Raw genomic sequence first — 16,230 nt, forward strand, 5'->3', positions numbered from 1 at the left:
CCAGGTCGGGGCGATCCAGGCAAACGCCGGGGCCCTGATGCTGCCCCAGGCTCATCACATACCGGTCGGTCACGAGCCCGTTCCCCGGATTCAGCGTGCCGGATGCGTGCTCCAGCCCACCAGACTCCGATGCAAGCCGGGCGCGCACGACTCCCTCGGGGGCGGTCCGAGCCGTGTCGTCCCGGGCACCGGGCGTGCCACACCGCACGACCACACCCTCATGGCGTCCCTTCTGAACGGGCGAGGACACCTGCACCGCTGTCCCCGCTGCTGAGGGGTGTGGTCCGGCGTGACCCGCTACGGACTGTCGTCCACGCGCCGTTCGTCTCGGCTCCCTGGACATCGCCGTCGCCCGCCTCGTCCTCGATCGCGGCCTGGACGAAGTACGCACTATTCCTGACTTCTTCTGGATCGGCCCGGCGTACAAGGAATTCACGGGCCGGGCACAGGTGAATCGGGCGGCATGGTGCTGTGTCTGTGATCACTCCGGATCGCCGTTTACATGTTCCGCCACCTGAATACTAATACGTTTACAAGAGCGAACGTTGTTCGAGGACCAGAACGGGGGCAGCGTGATATTCCGCTTACAGCTGCTGGGAAAACTCACCCTCAGCTACGACGGTGAAATCATCGACATCCCGGGGCGTCAGCTTCAGGTGCTGCTGGCACTGCTGGCGATCAACGCCAACCGGCCGGTGTCCAAGGGGTGGCTGACCGGCGAGATCTGGGACAACGCATGCGACGTCAGATCCAACGCACTGCACGCGCTCGTGTTCCGGTTGCGCAAGCTCCTCGCCGGTCGGATCAGCGAGGACTTCGCGGCCCGACGGCTCGTCACCTCCAACCGCGGCTACCAACTCTGCCTGGAGGAGGGAGAACTGGACATCACCACGTTCGAGACGCTGGTGAGCCGGGCGCAGCGCGACAAGGCCGTCGACCCCGTCCTCGCGCTGGCCCACGCACACGCCGCCCTGGACCTGTGGCACTCCCCGGCGCTGGAGGACCTGCGGGCCGGGGAGTGCCTGAGCGGGGTCGCGGCCCGGTTGGAGGAGCAGCACCTGTGGGCCCGTGAACTCCAGGTCGACCTGGCCATCGAAGCCGGGCGTTACGCGTCCGTCCGGGGCGTGCTGCGGGAGCTGACGCTGCGGTATCCGTTCAACGAGCGCTTCTCCGAGTGGTACATGCTCGCGCTGTACCACTCGGGCCGGCAGACCGAGGCACTGGGCGAGTTCCGCCGTATCAGCCGGGCGCTCCGCAGCGAGCTGGGCCTCGAACCGTGCCCGCCCCTCAGGGAGTTGCAACAGGCGGTGCTGCGGCACTCGGTGCCGGTCGCGTACCAGGGCTCGCTGGTGGAGGGTGGCACGGCTTGATCAGGTCGTGTCGAGCGACAGCGGCAGCTCCTGGCATCTGCGGAACGTGACACCGCGGACGGGCGGCAGCTCGACCTCGGTGCACCGGATGCGGGAGGACGCGCCCAGCAGCGCCTCCAGCGCGATCTCCACCTCGGCGGTGGCGAGCCGGCTGCCTGGGCAGCTGTGCCGCCCCCGTCCGAAGGAGAGACCGGCCCGCTCGGGGCGCCGGGGCACAAAGGCGTCCGGATCGGCGAAGACCTCCGGATCCCGGTTCGCCGCAGCGAAGTTGACCTGTACGGCGGCCCCTCGAGGGATCGGGACCGAACCGAGTTCGGTGTCCCGGACGGCGTAACGCAGCGTGAAGTGCAGCGGAGGTTCCCAGCGCAGCACCTCGCGCACGAAGTCGGCGACCGGGAGCGTCCCGGCCCGCAGGGCCGCCTCCTGCTCGGGAAACCGCAGCAGGCACAGCAGGGCGTTGGACAGCGTGCACACCGTCGTTTCCGTGCCGGCCGCCAGCAGCAGTGCGACGGTGCGGACAACCTCGTCCTCGCCGATCCCTTCCGGGGCTCGCGGGGTCGTACGGCCGAGCAGTCCGCCACGCGCCGGGCAGCCGCGGGCGGTGCGCACCTCCCGTACGTGGGCCTCCAGTTCCTCACGTGCGGCGAAGGCCGTGCTCAGCGGGGCGTCGACCCGGTCCAGATAGGCGATCACCGGCCGCATGAGCCTCGCCAGCCGGGCCCGGTCGGCCTGGTCGAGGCCGACCAGTTCGACCGCGACACGGAAGGGCAGTTCCATGGCGTAGTCGGCGACGAAGTCGGCCTGGCCCCGGCGGGCCAGGCCGGTCGCCAGGTCCTCCGCGACGGGACGGACCACGTGCTCGATCAGGTCCCGCACCCGGCGGCCGGTGAGGTCCTGGTTGACGAACGGGCGCAGCCGCGTGTGGTCCTCGCCGTCGCTGTCCACGAGCGTGGGACCCAGCACCTGCCGGCTGCGCCGGAAGAGATTCTCCACCGTGAAGTCCGGGCCCCTGAGCACCTCGTCGACCAAGGCGTGCGAGTGGACGAAGAAGCAGCGGCCCGGCTCGGACCAGCTCACCGGCCGATGGGCGCGGAACCAGTCGTAGTACTTCCAGGGGTCCTGCCGGTAGGCGGCCGGATCGAACTGCTCGGGCCCCGGCGGCCTGGGAGCACTGACCGCGGTCGCTCCCATCACACGTCCATTTTCAGCGGGCCGCGGCCGGCCAGATAGTCGTGCAGCCCGCAGGCCTCGCTGAGCCGGATCCCGCCGCGTACCGCGTCGCGCAGCTTCTCCTCCTGGCTGCGCAGCAGCCGGGCCGCGTTGAGGACCGGCGACACGCGGTCGGCGCGTACGGCCACCACGGCGTCGTCGTCACCGAACAGCCAGTCCCCGGGGGAGAGTTCCAGCGGGCGCGGGCCGTCCGCGCCGACGACCGGCACGGTGACGCTCATCGGCAGCTCGGCGGCGGGCACCTGTGCCGTCTTCGCCGAGATGATGTTGACCTCGGTCGAGAACACGGGGAGCCCCAGCTCCGCGATGAACCCCAGGTCGCGTACCGCCCCGTGGACGACCAGCCCGCCGAGCCCCTGGGCCACCGCGGCTGTGCTCAGCACATCTCCGGCGAGGGCCTCGGAGTACTCCGCGGTATTGGTGGCCAGCAGCACGTCCCCCGGCGCGGCGGCGTCGAGGGCTTGAAGGACGGGCAGCATGTCGTTGGCCGTGGCGACCGGGTAGACCGGGCCGGCCAGGTGCAGGCCGGGAGTCCGGCTGACCAGGGGCCAGGCGAGCACCTCGACGTAGTCGGGCGCGGCGTCCCGCAGCTGGGCGCAGCCCAGCTCGCGGAAGGTCTCACGGATGCGTGCGACGCGGGAGTCGGCCGGGGGTGCGGTGGTGGACGTCATGCTGCCTCTTTGGCGAAGTAGGAGTCGTAGATGCGTTCCATGGTGTGGAAGTTGCGCAGTGAGTCGGCGGTCAGCGTGATCTCCTGACCGGTCAGCTCCTCCAGGTGGATCAGCAGTTCCACCATGGCGAAGGAGTCGAGATGGCCGAGGTCCCAGAGGTTGTCGTCGGGCGCGGGGTCGGGGAATTCACGAGGGGCCCGGATGGTCCTCAGGATGCCGCTGAACGTTCGGTAGAAATCCTGGCGTTCCACGATGTGTCACTCCTCGTCCGTTTGGTCGTCGTGGGTGTCACCGAGCGATTCCAGGGCCTCGGTGAGCAGGTCCAGTGCCGAGGCGAGCTGCTCCGGCGGAATGGTCAGGGGTGGTGCCACCCGGATTCGCCGGCCGTCGTGGCCGCCGGTGAACACCAGGACGCCGCGCTCGACGCAGCGGTGCACCAGTTCGCCCGCCCGGTCATGGCCGAAGGACAGGGTCGGCCCGGTCAGATGGACGTCCCGCGTTCCATACAGGCCGGAGGTCTGCTTGGCGTACTTCTCCAGCGCCGTCGCGACGCCGTCGGTGAGTTGGGCCACCGGGGTCCGGTCCAGCCAGCGGCTCACCGCGGCGGCGGCCCGGTAGGCGGGCACCGAGGTCTGGAAGGTGTGGGCCAGTGCGAGGTCCTGCCCCACCGCCCGGTCGAACGCCTTGGGGTACACGACGGCCGACAGCGCCGCGAGCCCGTTGGTGAGGGACTTGCTGAAGAGATGGATGTCCGGCTCCAGGCCCGCCGCTCGGGACGGGCTGAGGGCGCCGTGCCGGTGGAAGCCCGCCTGGATCTCGTCGGCGATCACCACAACGCCCTGGGCCCGGGCGGCCCTGACGAGCCGCTCCAGCCACACCGGGTCCACCGGGACGTATCCGCCTGCTCCCTGGACCGGTTCGAACAGCAGGCAGGAGATGCCGTCCAGGTCGGGGACCGGCCCGCCGGGGGCGACGCGCTCGATCCAGCGGTCCGTCTCGGTGACCCAGGGCGTGTTGTGGAGAGCGAGCTGCCGGTGTGTGCTGGTGGCGGCGAGGGTGTCCACGCCCAGTCCGTGGAAGGCGCCGTCGAGGACGAGGATCCGGCCCTGCCGTACCCGCTGAGCCAGGGCGAGGGCGCTCGCCACCGCGAAACTGCCGCCGACCTGGTAGAGAACGTGGTGGTCGGGGGTGCCGAGCCGGTCGGTCAGCCAGGCGGCGACCTCGTACGCCTCCTCGGGATAGACCCCGCTGACGAGGTCGGCGTCGAGCCCCTGATGGGCCGTGATGTCCGGGTTGAGATGCCCGAAGTTCACCGCCCCGTAGGAGCTGGTCAGGTCCGTGTACCGGCGTGTGGTGCCGTCGTCGTCGAGCAGGAGGGTGGCGTTGCGGGCTTCCCGGACGATCAGCCGCCGGCCGAGAACGCGTGATTCGTCGAGGGGGCTGATGTGGCCGGCCAGGACACGGGAGCGACTCAACTGGTCTCCTTGGTGGTTGCCGGGAGCAGGGCCAGCCGCTTGCGGTCGACCTTGCCGTTGGCGGTGACGGGCAGGGAGGCGGTCGTGCGGATCTCGCCCGGGACCATGTACGACGGCAGCACGTCGGCACACCACCGGCGCAGTTCGGCCGGGTCGGGCCCGATCGTGCCGGGCACCGGTACGACCACCGCGCGCAGTTCCCGGAGTCCGGCCTCGCCCTGGACGGTGAGGGCCGCCTCGCTGATTCCCGGGTGGGCCGCGAGCCGGTGTTCCACCTCCTCCAGCTCCACCCGGTTGCCCCGGATCTTGACCTGGAGGTCGGCGCGTCCCCGGTAGCGCAGGAGCCCGTCCTCCCCGGTCTCGGCGAGGTCGCGGGAACGGAACACCAGCTCTCCGTCGTTCGGGCGCAGCGGATTGGGCACCAGGGCGGCCCTCGTCGCGACGGGGTCCCGCCAGTAGCCCGAGAACAGGTTGTCCGCCCGCAGGTACAGCTCGCCCACCTGACCCGGCCGGGTGACCGGCCGGCCGCTGTCGTCGACGAGCAGCAGCTGTGCTCCCGGGTGGCCCCAGGAGAAGGGCAGGGAGGCCAGGTCGTCAGGGAGCGGTGTCGGCAGGTCGTGGAACGAGCACGCCACCGACTCCGAGTGGCCGAAGCAGTTGATGACGCGCAGTCCCGGTACGGCCTCGGTCAGGCGGCGTAGTTGCTCCACGGGAAACGCCTCACCCGCGAAAAGCACGGTCCGCAGGCGGGTGGCGCGGGACAGTTCGCCGGGTGTGTGCCGCAGGACCGCGGACCAGATCGACGGGACGCCGTTCATCTGGGTCACCCCGTGCCGGCCCATGTGGTCGAGCATGCGGCGGGGCTGTTGGTAGAGGTACCGGGGGACCAGTACGACGGTGGTGCCCGAGCCGAGGGCCAGCCCGTAGTCGAGCAGCGAGAAGTCGAACTGGAGGGGGGAGATGCTGCCGACCCGCGCCTGCGGCCCGAGTGCGCAGTGCGCGACGAGCGCCCGCCAGAAGGCGAGTACCGCACGGTGGCTCATCATGATGCCCTTGGGTTCGCCCGTGGTGCCCGAGGTGAAGATGAGGTAGGCGAGGTCCCGCCCGATCGTGGCGAACCGGACGCCGGAGCCGTCCGGAGCGCGGAGCTTCGCAGGCAGCCGTAGGCCGTCGGGGGTCAGGGTGGCGTGGGGCACCTGGTCGGCCGGCGACGAGGTGGTCGTGTCGGCCGGCGATGTGGTCGTGTCGGCCGGTTCGTCGGCCCGGATCAGCAGGACGGCGTCGGTGCGCGCGGTGATGGCGGTGAGCCGGGACGGGGGGCAGTCGGGGGCCAGGGGGACGAACACCGCGCCGGTGAGCGAGCACGCGCACAGCAGGGCCAGCGCTTCCGGGGAGGGATCGAGCTGGAGCACGATCCGGTCGCCGTTGCCGACGCCCCAGTCGAGCAGTTGGTCCGCGTACACGTGGGCCAGTGCGGCGAGTTGGGCGTAGGTGAGGGTCGACCGTTCGCCGACGACCGCCGGGTGGTCGGGGCGGTCGGCGGCGTGGCGCAGCAGGAAGTGGTGGAGCAGGGTGTCGTCCGCTGCCGTGCCGGGCTGTGCACGGGAGGGCGGCGAACCGGGAGCCGGCGGGCCCGAGTTCATGCTGCGGCCTCCAGGACGGTGGCCCCCCATTGGCTGGGGCCGGCGCCGAGGAGCATCAGGAGTTCTCCGGCGCCGACGGGCTGGTCCCGGAGGGAGTCGACGAGATTGATGACGGGGTCCGAGGCCATGGCGTGCCCCAGGCGCGGGATATTGCCGACATGCACCTGCTCGAACTCGAATCCGGAAATTCTGGTGATGCCGCGATTGACCCGCAGGTTGTAGTTGTTCGACAGCACCCGCGATATCTGGGAAGCGGTCAGGCCGACATTCTTCAGGGCGAGCGTGGAGGTGGCGGAAATTCCTTTCGAGAATCCGGCCATGTACCGCATGAAGTTGTCCTGGGGGCGCAGTGCGGCGAGCTGGAGGTCGTTGGTGATCGAGGTGTGCAGGAACCTCAGCGCGACGGACGACGGTGACCTCGTGACCAGCAGGCTCGAAGCGGCGTCGCTGTGCACGGAGATGTCGCCCGTGACCAGCCGCGGGCTGCCCGGCTCGCACGTGTCGACGCAGACCACGAGGACGTCCTCCGCCTGGCCCGAGTGGATCAGGCCGGTCGCCAGCTGGACGGCGGCGTGCAGGTTCGCGCAGTAGAAGCGGGAGACGCCGAGGAGGGCGGCGTGGTCCACGCCCAGTCGACGTAGCATGGCGCCGAGTTCGGTGGCGGTGGTGTGGGCCGCGTCCCAGGTGTTGCTGGTGGTGTACAGCACGTGGCTCACGTGCCCCCGGCGATCCGGGACCGCGGCGAGGGTCCGGGCGGCGGCCTCCTCGGCGAGGGCGACGGACGCCCTCCTGGTCGAGCGGAAGGTCCTCAGCCCGACCTCGCGCAGATCCTGCCGCAGTTCCGGGGTCAGCGAGGGGAGTTCCTCCAGGGTCAGCTCTTCCTCTCCCAGCTCGTACGCGAATGCGTCGAGCCACACGGGCGGTGCGGACATGCGGAGACCTCCCTTTCCTGGATGGGTCGAGTAAATCCCCGGTATCCCGGAGCGTCTAGAAGGAATTTGTCCCGAATTGCCTCGTATCGATCTCTCGATGAGCTGCGTGAACGGGCCGCAGAATACTCGTGTAAGCGTCATGAAAGCGCTTTGGGAGACTATTGAAAGGCGAGCACATTATTTTTTTCTGCAACGACCTCCCGGGTTTTCCCGGACTGAATACGGGGGCGCCGGAACGGTTCGGGAACGTGTGTGAGAGGGAGGCTGTGGCCGGGTGGAACCAGGGAATGCGGTCCACGGAATTCTTGACGCGGCGGCCCGCCGGTTTCCGCAGGCCCCCGCGGTGCGCGACGCGCTCGGTGGCTGGACCTACGAGGAGCTGTCCCGGGCCGGCGCGGCGATCGCGGCCTGGCTGGGGCGCCGGGGTGTCCGGGCCGGTGACCGGATCGTCACGCTGCTGCCCGCCGGCCGTGAGTTCACCGCCCTGGTCTACGCGGCCTCCCGGGCCGGTGCCACCCTGGTCCCCCTCGCCCCGACCACGACCGCCTACCAGGTCACCCCGATCGTCACGGAGACCGAGGCCCGGCTGCTGATCGCCGAGGACGGGGCGGACGTACCGGAGTTCTGTGCGGTGGCCGACGCCGGGGAACTGTTCGAGGCGGCCCGGCCGGTGGGGGTGTCCGGCGGCTCCGAGACCGTCCACGGGACTCCGTCGGATCCGGACACCCCCCGAGCCCCGGCCCTGATCATCTACACCTCGGGCACCACCTCCCGCCCCAAGGGCATCGTCTGCCCGCACGACCGGGTGCTGTTCGCGGCTCGCGCCATCGCGGGACGCCTCGGTTACCGCCGCGACGACGTGGTCTTCTGCCGGCTGCCGCTCTCCTTCGACTACGGCCTCTACCAGCTGTTCCTGTGCGCCCTCGCCGGTGCCGAGCTGGTCCTGGCGGAGGACGGCAGCGATGTCACCGTGCTGCGGCAACTGCGCCGGTGCGGGGCGACGGTCGTCCCCCTGGTCCCCTCTCTGGCGTCGATGCTCGTCACGCTCGCGCGGCGGGAACACTCACCCGGCGGGGCCGGTCCTGTCGTACCCGCCGAGGTGCGCCTCTTCACCAACACCGGAGCGGAGCTCACGCCCCAGGCGGCCCACACCTTGCGCGAAGCGTTTCCCGGAGCCCAGGTCTGCCCGATGTACGGCATCTCCGAGTGCAAGCGGGTCTCCATCCTGCTGCCGGAGGAGGCCGCTGCCCGCCCGGGGTCGGTGGGCCGCCCCCTGCCCGGTACCACCGTGAGCGTGCTCGGACCCGACGGCACGGCTCTGCCGCCCCGCGCGGTGGGGGAGATCGTGGTCGACGGGCCGCACGTGATGGACGGCTACTGGCGCGACCCCGACCGGACCGCGCGGATGTTCCGGCCCGTGCCCGGCACCTCCCGGTACCGGCTGCACACCGGGGACCACGGCTACTTCGACGAGGAGGGATACCTCTACTTCTCCGGGCGGCGCGACGAGATCTTCAAGCGGCGGGGCGTCCGCATGAGCACCCTGGAGATCGAGGCCGCCGCCGAGTCGGTCGCGGGTGTGCGGGAAGCGGTGGTACTCGTCCCGCACGAAGAGCGCGACCTCGCGCTGTTCGTCACCGGCACCGCCCGGCCCACCGTCGTGCTCACCGAACTCGCGGCCCGGCTCGGTCCGGCCCGCACCCCTACTCGCTGCACGGTGCTCGACGCCCTGCCGCTGACCGCGAACGGAAAACCCGACAGGCAGGCCCTGCGCACCCTGCTCGACGCCGGAGCACCGCACGTCGGCTCGTCGTCACGTCCCGAAAGGTAAGGCCCTCATGCCCGAGTCGGCCACGTCGGCTGCCCCACTGTCCGGCGGTGACTTCGATGCCCTCGCCAAGGCGTACGGCACACCCGCCTACGTGTACGACCTGACCCGGACGGAACAGGCGTACACGGACCTTGCGGCGGCCCTCCCGGAGGGCTCCCGCATCTACTTCTCGCTGAAGGCCAACCCGCACCCCGCACTGGTCCGCCACCTCGGCGGTCTCGGCGCCTGTCCCGAGGTCAGCTCGGCCGGAGAGCTCGACGCCGTGCTGGCGGCCGGCCGGCCGGCCGGGGACGTGCTGTACACCGGGCCCGGCAAGACCTCCGCGGAACTCGACCGAGCGCTGTCGGCGGGCGTCCGGGTCCTGTCGGCGGAGTCCTTCGCCGACCTGGAGCGGATCGGAGCCGCCGCCGAGCGGCACGGCGTGGACGTGGACTGCCTGCTGCGGGTCAACGCGCCGGACGCGGCCGGCGGCAGCGGACTGCGCATGACCGGCACCTCCTCCCAGTTCGGCTTCGACTACGACCGGCTGGTGGAGGGCTGGCCCGCCTTCCGGCCGCCCGCCCGGGTCACCGTGCGGGGCTTCCACTTCTTCCCCCTGACCAACGCGCGCGACGAGACGACCCTGCTGGGTGAGATGGCCCAGAGCGTGCGCTGTGCGGCTGAGCTCTCGCGGCGGCTGGGCATCCCGCTGGAACTGCTCGACCTGGGCGGCGGGTTCGCCGCGCCGTACGCGGGCCCGGGCACCCGCCCCCGCTACCCGGCCCTGCGCGCCGGCCTGGAGCGGGTGCTCGACGAGCACCTGCCCGACACCGACCGGCGACCGGTCCTCGCCTTCGAGTCGGGGCGCTACCTGGTCGCCGACTGCGGCACCTTGCTGACCACCGTCGTCGACGTCAAGGAGAGCAAGGGCCGGATGTACGCCGTCCTCGATGCCGGCATCAACGCGCTCGGCGGACTGTCCGCCACCGGCCGGGTGCTGCCGGCCGACATCGGCCCGGATGTCACCGGCATGAGCGGACCCGAACGGACCGCCGACCTCGTCGGACCACTGTGCACGCCGCTGGACCGGCTGGCTCGGCGGGTACGCCTGGACGGCCTCGCCCCCGGCGACGTGCTCCGCGTCCCGAACACCGGTGCCTACGGCCTCACCGCCAGTCTGCTCGGTTTCCTCAGCCGGCCCGTCGCCGCCGAGGTGGTCACCGTGGCCGGCCACGTCGTGGAAGCAAGCCGCCTGACGCTCGTCCGCACGACCGAAGGAGAGATACAGCCATGACCGTCCCCTGGGACGAACGCTTCGAGAGCGTCGTACGCCCCAACCTGCCCCTGCTGGAGCCGGAGGCCCCGCTGGCACCGGACGCCGTCTTCGCCGCACTGGGGCTCGACTCCATGCAGACGGTGAGCCTGCTGGTCGAGGTGGAGGAGGCGTACGACATCGTCATGCCCGACGACGCGTTGGCTGTGGAGACCTTCGCCAACCCGCTCAGCCTGTGGCAGCAGGTCTCCGCCCTGCTGCCGGCCCCTGCCACCGGGGCCGACCAGTGAGTTCGGTGCCGGAGCGGCTGGCCGAGGTGCTGCCCGTGGTACGGGACCACGCCGACCGGTGCGATGCCGAGGCCCGGTTCCCGAGCGAGAGCGTCGACGCCTTGCGGGCCGCCGGGCTGATGGGCCTGCTGGTGCCGAAGGAACACGGCGGATTGGGCGCCGATCTGCGGACGTTCGCCGAGACCGCCCAGACACTGGCAGGTGCCTGTCTGTCCACGGCGATGATCTGGGCCATGCACGGGCAGCAGGTGGACGCCGTGGTTCGGCACGCCGGCCCGCGGCTGGCCGGGGAACTGCTGCCCCGCATCGCCCGGGGCGAGGTGTACCTGGCGTCGGTGACCACCGAGCCGGGCAAGGGCGGCCACCTGCTCAGCGCCGACGCCGCGCTCACCGCGGAGCGGCAACTGCTCCACTTCGACCGGACCGGCCCCGTGGTCACCGGCGCCGAACACGCGGACGGCTTCCTCATCACCCTGCGCGCGGCCCCGGACGCCCCTTCCAACCAGGTGTCCCTGGTCTACGCCGAACGGGAACAGACCGTCGTCGAACTCGTCGGCGACTGGAACCCGCTCGGTATGCGCGCCACCCAGAGCACCGGGATCCGGCTGAAGGGGACCGTGCCGGCCGACCGACTCGTAGGCGGCGCAGGTGAGTTCCGCACGGTGGCCATCGACAGCATGGTCCCGGTGGGTCATATCGCCTGGGCCTCCTGCTGGCTGGGTGCGGCCCGCTCCGGATACCAGCGGCTCGTGCGCCTGCTCACCTCGCGCGAACGGCCCCGTGGCATCGACCTCACCTCCCCGCTGACCACCGAACGACTGGCCCGCATCCGTACGGACCTGGAACTGGTCAGCGGCTATCTGCACGGAGTGATCGCCGAGATCGACCAGACGCGGGCCACCGGCGCCGACGCCGCGGATCCGGCCGTGCAGATCCACCTCAACACGCTGAAGATCGCCGCCTCCGAGCTGGCGTTCGGCGCCACCGACCGCATGGTGCAGCTGGCGGGCCTGACCCTCGGGTACCAGCGGGACTCGCCCCTGAGACTGGAGCGGCTCTTCCGCGATCTGCGGTCGGCGGCGCTCAACTACGCCAACGACCGGCTGTTGACCTCCAACGGCAGCCTGTGCCTGCTGGACCGGGGCGTCCGACTGCTGTCCGCGCCCCTCGGTGGCCTGACTTCCGAGCAAATGAGCCCATGACCGCCGACGCACCGGACACGAACCCGGAGCGGCCCACCGGGGACGCCACTGCCTCCTGGCGCCAGATCGCCCGCTGGGAGTGGCGGCTGCTGCGCCCCGAGCGGCGCCTCCTGCTCGGCTGGGTCGGCGGAGTCGCCGCGGCTGCCGTCCTGTCCGTGCTGTCGGCCCAGCGCACCGGCGACTTCATGAACGCCCTGGCCGACGGGGACGGCTTGCGGAGCACGCTGGAGACCGGCGCGGCCGTCGGGCTGCTCGCCGCCGCTGCCGTGCTCGCCCGCTGTCTGGCCGTGTTCTGCGTCGACCTGGCCATCGGCCGGAGCTGCGACGCCCTCGGCCTGACGGTCTTCGACGAACTCCAGCACAAGGACATCACCGCCTGCGAGGCCATGGGCTTCGACGAGCTGTACCACCGCCTCACCGACGGGACGGAGCGCATCAGGGAGGCGATGCGGCTGCTCCTGGCGGAGTTCACGTTCTACGCGCTCTCCGCCTGCCTGGCTCTCGTCGTCATGGTGCGTGTCGACCCCGTGCTGCCCCTGATCTGCCTCGCCGTGTACCTGCCGTACATCGGCTTCCGGCTGCGGTTGCTGCGCCGGTTCAACGAACGCTGGAACGGCCACCTCGCGGAGTACCCGGCGCTCTCCCGTGTGGTGCGCGAAGCGATCGAGGGTGTCCGGACCATCAAGATCTATTCGTCGGTGGAGCGCGAGACGGTACGTCTGGAAGGAGCACAGCGCCGGTATCTGGAGGCGTTCCGCAGTCATCAGCGGCTGCTGGGCTCGGGCAGTTTCCTCAACCACGTGATGTTCCTGCTGCCCGAGGGCCTGGTCTACCTCTACCTCGGCCGGCGCATCCTGGACGGGGCTGTGCCGCTGGGCGGGCTGTTCACGATGACGGTGCTCTTCCCGCTGCTGCGGCAGTTCGTCTGGCACGTGTCCCGGCTCGCGGCCCATCGGGGCGAGCACGGAATCCCGCTGGCACGGCTGGAGGAGGTGCGGGGCCTTCCCGAGGAGCCCTACGACGACAGCGTCGGCGGCGGGACCGGTGCGGCGGTGTCCGGGCGGCCCCGGGGGCGGATCGAGTTCCGCGACGTGTCCAAACACCTGGACGGGGTCCCCGTGCTCGACGGTCTGGACCTGACCATCGCCCCCGGCAGGAGGATCGGTGTCGTGGGGCTCAGCGGGGCCGGCAAGTCCACACTGGCCAACCTGCTCGTGGGACTGCTCGCCCCGGACAGCGGCGAGGTCCTCGTCGACGACCGGCCGTTGGCGCACTGGTCCATCTCCACGCTGCGGCGGGCGACCGCCTACGTCAGCCAGGACGCCTACCTGCTCAACGACACCGTGCGCGCCAACCTCGGCTACGGCATCGAACAGCCCCCGGAGGACCGGCTGTTGTGGGCCCTGGGCCAAGCGGACCTCGGTGACTTCGTGGCCGCTCTGCCCGAAGGACTCGACACCGTCGTCGGCGAACGTGGCATCCAGCTGTCCGGGGGCCAACGGCAGCGACTGTCCCTGGCACGGGCCTTCCTGCGCGAGCCGGCGATCCTCGTCCTCGACGAGACCACCAGCGCCCTCGACGCGGCGGCCGAGGCCCGGGTGCACCGGGCCCAGCAACGACTCGGCGAAGGAGTCACCACCCTGATCATCGCCCATCGCCTCGTGACCGTGCGCGACGCCGACGCCATCGTCGTCATCGACGAAGGCCGGGTACGGCAGCACGGAACCCACGCCGAACTGCTGCGCGACGACGGCCTCTACGCGAGGCTGCACCGTGCCGCTGCGGTGCCCACGGCCGGGGAGGTGTCGTGAGAAGCGTGCCGGAAGCCGTGGAGCGGACCCGCGCCGGTGACGTCCGTGCGGGAGAGGCCCGTATCGCCCATGGCAGCCCCGCCGCCATGTTCCTGCTGATGGCCCTGCACGAGTCGGCGGCGCTCGCCCTGCCGCTCGCGGCCGGGCAGGCCGTCGGGCGTCTGCTGGCACGGGACTGGGACGGGTTCCTGGTGTGGGCCCTGCTGATGATCGCCCTGCCGCTCGTCGAGGGGCTCCTGCTGTGGGCCTGGGAATGGACGCAGGGCTGCGGCGCCGAGGAGGCGGGCACCGCACTCCAACGCGGGGTGCTGGCGAGGATGCTGAGCACCTCCGTCGGCTGGTTCGTGCCACGCCAGACCGGCGTGCTCGTCACCCGGGCCACTCAGGACATCCGTTACCTCGTGGACCACGACCGGGTGCGGTGGCAGGCGGTCCGCTCGGTGTTCGCGCTCGCAGTGATCTGCGTGGTGCTCGCCCAGTACCACCCGTTGCTCACCCTCGCCGCACTGCTGGCGGCCGTGCCCCAACTGGTCCGACTGCGCTGGGCGGCCCATGACGCACGGCGGGTGGCCGCCGACGTGGTCGCCGGTACGGAGACCGTCAACGAGTACCTGCGGGAGCGCCTGGACTTCCTGCGGTTCACCAGGTCCAGTGGCGCCGGGGCGTGGGAGCACCACCAGTACGACCGGCTGCTGCGCCGGACCGTGGGACCGGCGCGGGAAGCCCGGGCCCGACTGGACGCACGTACCGCGGCGGTGAGCGGCGGACTGCAGACCTTCGGCACTCTCACCCTGATGGCCTCAGGCAGTTGGCTCGCCGCGCGAGGAGCCATCGGCGCCGACGGTTTCGTGGTGGCGTTCGGCTATCTGGCGCGAATCGGCGTCGCCGCCGCGGACTGGACCGCGTGGTTCCGGCGGGCCGCGCAGGCCGGACAGCGCCGGACCCGCATTGCCGAGATCATGGCAGCGCCACCGGAGCCGGCGGGCAGCGGGACGCCTCCGAGCCGGGTCGACCACATCGAGATCCATGACCTGACTTTTCATCACCCCGGCCGCCCGGAGGTGCTGTCCGGCATCAGCTGTACGCTGCGCCGGGGCGAGGTGACCGCCCTGGTGGGGGCGAGCGGCAGCGGCAAGAGCACGCTGTGCGACCTGCTGAGTGCCCTGACCCGCCCGGCCTCCGGCCGCATCCTGGTCAACGGGGACACCGACCTCGCCGACCTCGGTCCGCAACGCTGGCGCTCACGCGTCGTCTACGTCGCGCAGTTCCCGTACTTCTTCACCGGGCCGCTCGACGACAACCTTCACCTCGCCGATGTGGCGGACGCGGACATCGCCCGTTTCGTTCGCGTGCTCGGGCTGGAAGGTGTCATCGAGCGCATCCGGCGGCAACCTGGCGAAGAGCTCGTTCCCGGCAAGCTCTCCGGTGGCCAGCGGCAGCGGCTCGGGCTGCTGCGCGGCGCTGCCCGCGCCGCGGCGGATCGCCCGGTGCTGGCCGTCTTCGACGAGCCCACCTCGGCCGTCGACTCCCTCACCGAACAGCAGGCCATGCGCGTGGTGACCGAGCTGCGGGACGTGACCCCCGTCCTGCTCGTCGCCCACCGCATGTCCACGGTCCGCCACGCCGACCGGGTGCTGGTCCTCGACAACGGCCAGATCGTCGAGGACGGCCCGCCGGACGAACTGGCGGCCCGCGGTGGGGCCTTCGCCAGGTTGCGGGCGCAGGAGGAGACGGCCACGTAAGCCTTGGCGGCACGACGACGCAAGGGGACCAGCGGGTTGGAGAACGCCTTGGACAGGACATCGGGAAACGGTGCGACCGGTCGCTGTGGCCGGGGCGGCCGGATGCGGGGGCCGGCCTTACACGGTTCCTGTCGGACGGTCCGGTCCCGGTCCCGTGCCCGGTCCCGTGCCCGTGCCCGTGCGTACGGCGAGGAGCAGCCCGCTCGCCCAGTCCAGACGCACCGTGCGGAAGTCACGGCGGGTGGTGAGGGCCGCCAGCAGTCGCTCCACGGACGCTTCGTGGCCCTCGGGCCAGCCGGGCTGCGGGAGGAGATCGTCGATGAGGTAGGTCCCGCCGGGAGCCACCAGGCCCAGGGCGATGTCGAGGTGCGTGAACTTGCCGGGCCAGGTATCCGCGAAGACCAGGTCGAACGGCTCGCCGTCGTAGTTCTCCAGCCAGGTCCCCCCGTCCTCCGTGACGAAGGTGACCCGGTCGTCCGCGCCGGATCCGGTGCGGGCCACGGCCTGGAGAGCGCCGTCGAGCTCGACGGTGACGAGCTCTGCGGCGTCGTCCATCCCGCTGAGGAGCCAGGCGGTGCCCTCGCCGACACCGGTGCCGAGCTCCAGGATCCGCCGCGGACCTCCGGCGGCCAGGACGGCCAGGAGGCTGCCCGTCCGTTCGTCGCACGACATGGTGAACCCGGCCTCACGCGCGGCGATGCGCAGTTCGGGCAGGCGGGCGGGCAGCTGTTGAGGGGTGTCGTCGAACACGGATGTCTCCGTCCCTTCGAATAGGAGCAAA

At 71.2% G+C, this 16,230-nt stretch carries 14 protein-coding genes; 7 read left to right on the forward strand and 7 right to left on the reverse strand.

Going from position 1 to position 16,230, the window contains the following annotated elements:
• The first annotated feature begins 572 nt into the window (after positions 1-572).
• A complete protein-coding gene (locus tag I8N67_RS23395) occupies positions 573-1,370 on the forward strand; it encodes an AfsR/SARP family transcriptional regulator (protein ID WP_200305148.1) in 798 nt (265 codons plus the stop codon).
• On the opposite strand, the gene I8N67_RS23400 is transcribed toward I8N67_RS23395, so the two are convergent.
• The 6 genes from I8N67_RS23400 to I8N67_RS23425 are packed head-to-tail and all read right to left on the reverse strand — an operon-like array spanning position 1,371 to position 7,321.
• Entirely contained in the window at positions 1,371-2,561 is a 1,191-nt protein-coding gene (locus I8N67_RS23400; RefSeq protein ID WP_200305149.1) for a cytochrome P450, read from the reverse strand. It lies immediately after the preceding gene.
• Positions 2,561-3,271: an RraA family protein gene (locus I8N67_RS23405; RefSeq protein WP_200305150.1), complete on the reverse strand. Its 711-nt coding sequence runs from the start codon at positions 3,269-3,271 to the stop codon at positions 2,561-2,563. Before I8N67_RS23405 ends, I8N67_RS23400 begins: the two co-directional genes overlap by 1 nt.
• Positions 3,268-3,522, reverse strand: a complete 255-nt coding sequence (locus I8N67_RS23410) for an acyl carrier protein (RefSeq protein WP_200305152.1) — start codon at positions 3,520-3,522, stop codon at positions 3,268-3,270. Before I8N67_RS23410 ends, I8N67_RS23405 begins: the two co-directional genes overlap by 4 nt.
• Before the next feature lie 6 nt (positions 3,523-3,528).
• Positions 3,529-4,746, reverse strand: a complete 1,218-nt coding sequence (locus I8N67_RS23415) for an aminotransferase class III-fold pyridoxal phosphate-dependent enzyme (RefSeq protein WP_200305154.1) — start codon at positions 4,744-4,746, stop codon at positions 3,529-3,531.
• Entirely contained in the window at positions 4,743-6,389 is a 1,647-nt protein-coding gene (locus I8N67_RS23420) for an AMP-binding protein (RefSeq protein WP_200305156.1), read from the reverse strand. The genes I8N67_RS23415 and I8N67_RS23420 overlap by 4 nt, the downstream gene beginning before the upstream one ends.
• Positions 6,386-7,321, reverse strand: coding sequence for a 3-oxoacyl-[acyl-carrier-protein] synthase III C-terminal domain-containing protein (locus I8N67_RS23425; protein WP_200305158.1), 936 nt, complete (start codon positions 7,319-7,321; stop codon positions 6,386-6,388). Before I8N67_RS23425 ends, I8N67_RS23420 begins: the two co-directional genes overlap by 4 nt.
• A gap of 274 nt (positions 7,322-7,595) precedes the next feature.
• On the opposite strand from I8N67_RS23425, the gene I8N67_RS23430 reads away from it, so the two are divergent.
• Genes I8N67_RS23430 through I8N67_RS23450 form a run of 6 tightly spaced genes read left to right on the forward strand, consistent with a single transcriptional unit; the run spans position 7,596 to position 15,449 of the window.
• Positions 7,596-9,152: a class I adenylate-forming enzyme family protein gene (locus tag I8N67_RS23430; protein WP_307835334.1), complete on the forward strand. Its 1,557-nt coding sequence runs from the start codon at positions 7,596-7,598 to the stop codon at positions 9,150-9,152.
• A 7-nt stretch (positions 9,153-9,159) separates the two neighbouring features.
• On the forward strand, positions 9,160-10,425 hold the full coding sequence (locus I8N67_RS23435; protein ID WP_234046161.1) for a type III PLP-dependent enzyme domain-containing protein: 1,266 nt from the start codon (positions 9,160-9,162) through the stop codon (positions 10,423-10,425).
• Positions 10,422-10,694, forward strand: a complete 273-nt coding sequence (locus I8N67_RS42840) for a phosphopantetheine-binding protein (protein WP_234046162.1) — start codon at positions 10,422-10,424, stop codon at positions 10,692-10,694. Before I8N67_RS23435 ends, I8N67_RS42840 begins: the two co-directional genes overlap by 4 nt.
• On the forward strand, positions 10,691-11,896 hold the full coding sequence (locus tag I8N67_RS23440; RefSeq protein WP_200305160.1) for an acyl-CoA dehydrogenase family protein: 1,206 nt from the start codon (positions 10,691-10,693) through the stop codon (positions 11,894-11,896). The genes I8N67_RS42840 and I8N67_RS23440 overlap by 4 nt, the downstream gene beginning before the upstream one ends.
• Entirely contained in the window at positions 11,893-13,707 is a 1,815-nt protein-coding gene (locus I8N67_RS23445) for an ABC transporter ATP-binding protein (protein ID WP_200305162.1), read from the forward strand. Before I8N67_RS23440 ends, I8N67_RS23445 begins: the two co-directional genes overlap by 4 nt.
• Complete coding sequence (locus tag I8N67_RS23450) at positions 13,704-15,449, forward strand: ABC transporter ATP-binding protein (RefSeq protein ID WP_200305163.1); 1,746 nt, start codon at positions 13,704-13,706, stop codon at positions 15,447-15,449. The genes I8N67_RS23445 and I8N67_RS23450 overlap by 4 nt, the downstream gene beginning before the upstream one ends.
• Positions 15,450-15,566: 117 nt before the next feature.
• Here the strand turns inward: I8N67_RS23450 and I8N67_RS23455 are convergent, their stop codons facing one another.
• A complete protein-coding gene (locus I8N67_RS23455) occupies positions 15,567-16,199 on the reverse strand; it encodes an O-methyltransferase (protein WP_307835335.1) in 633 nt (210 codons plus the stop codon).
• Positions 16,200-16,230: the final 31 nt, after the last annotated feature.

Origin of the sequence: Streptomyces adelaidensis (assembly GCF_016598475.1) — a bacterium.
Classification (GTDB): domain Bacteria; phylum Actinomycetota; class Actinomycetes; order Streptomycetales; family Streptomycetaceae; genus Streptomyces; species Streptomyces adelaidensis.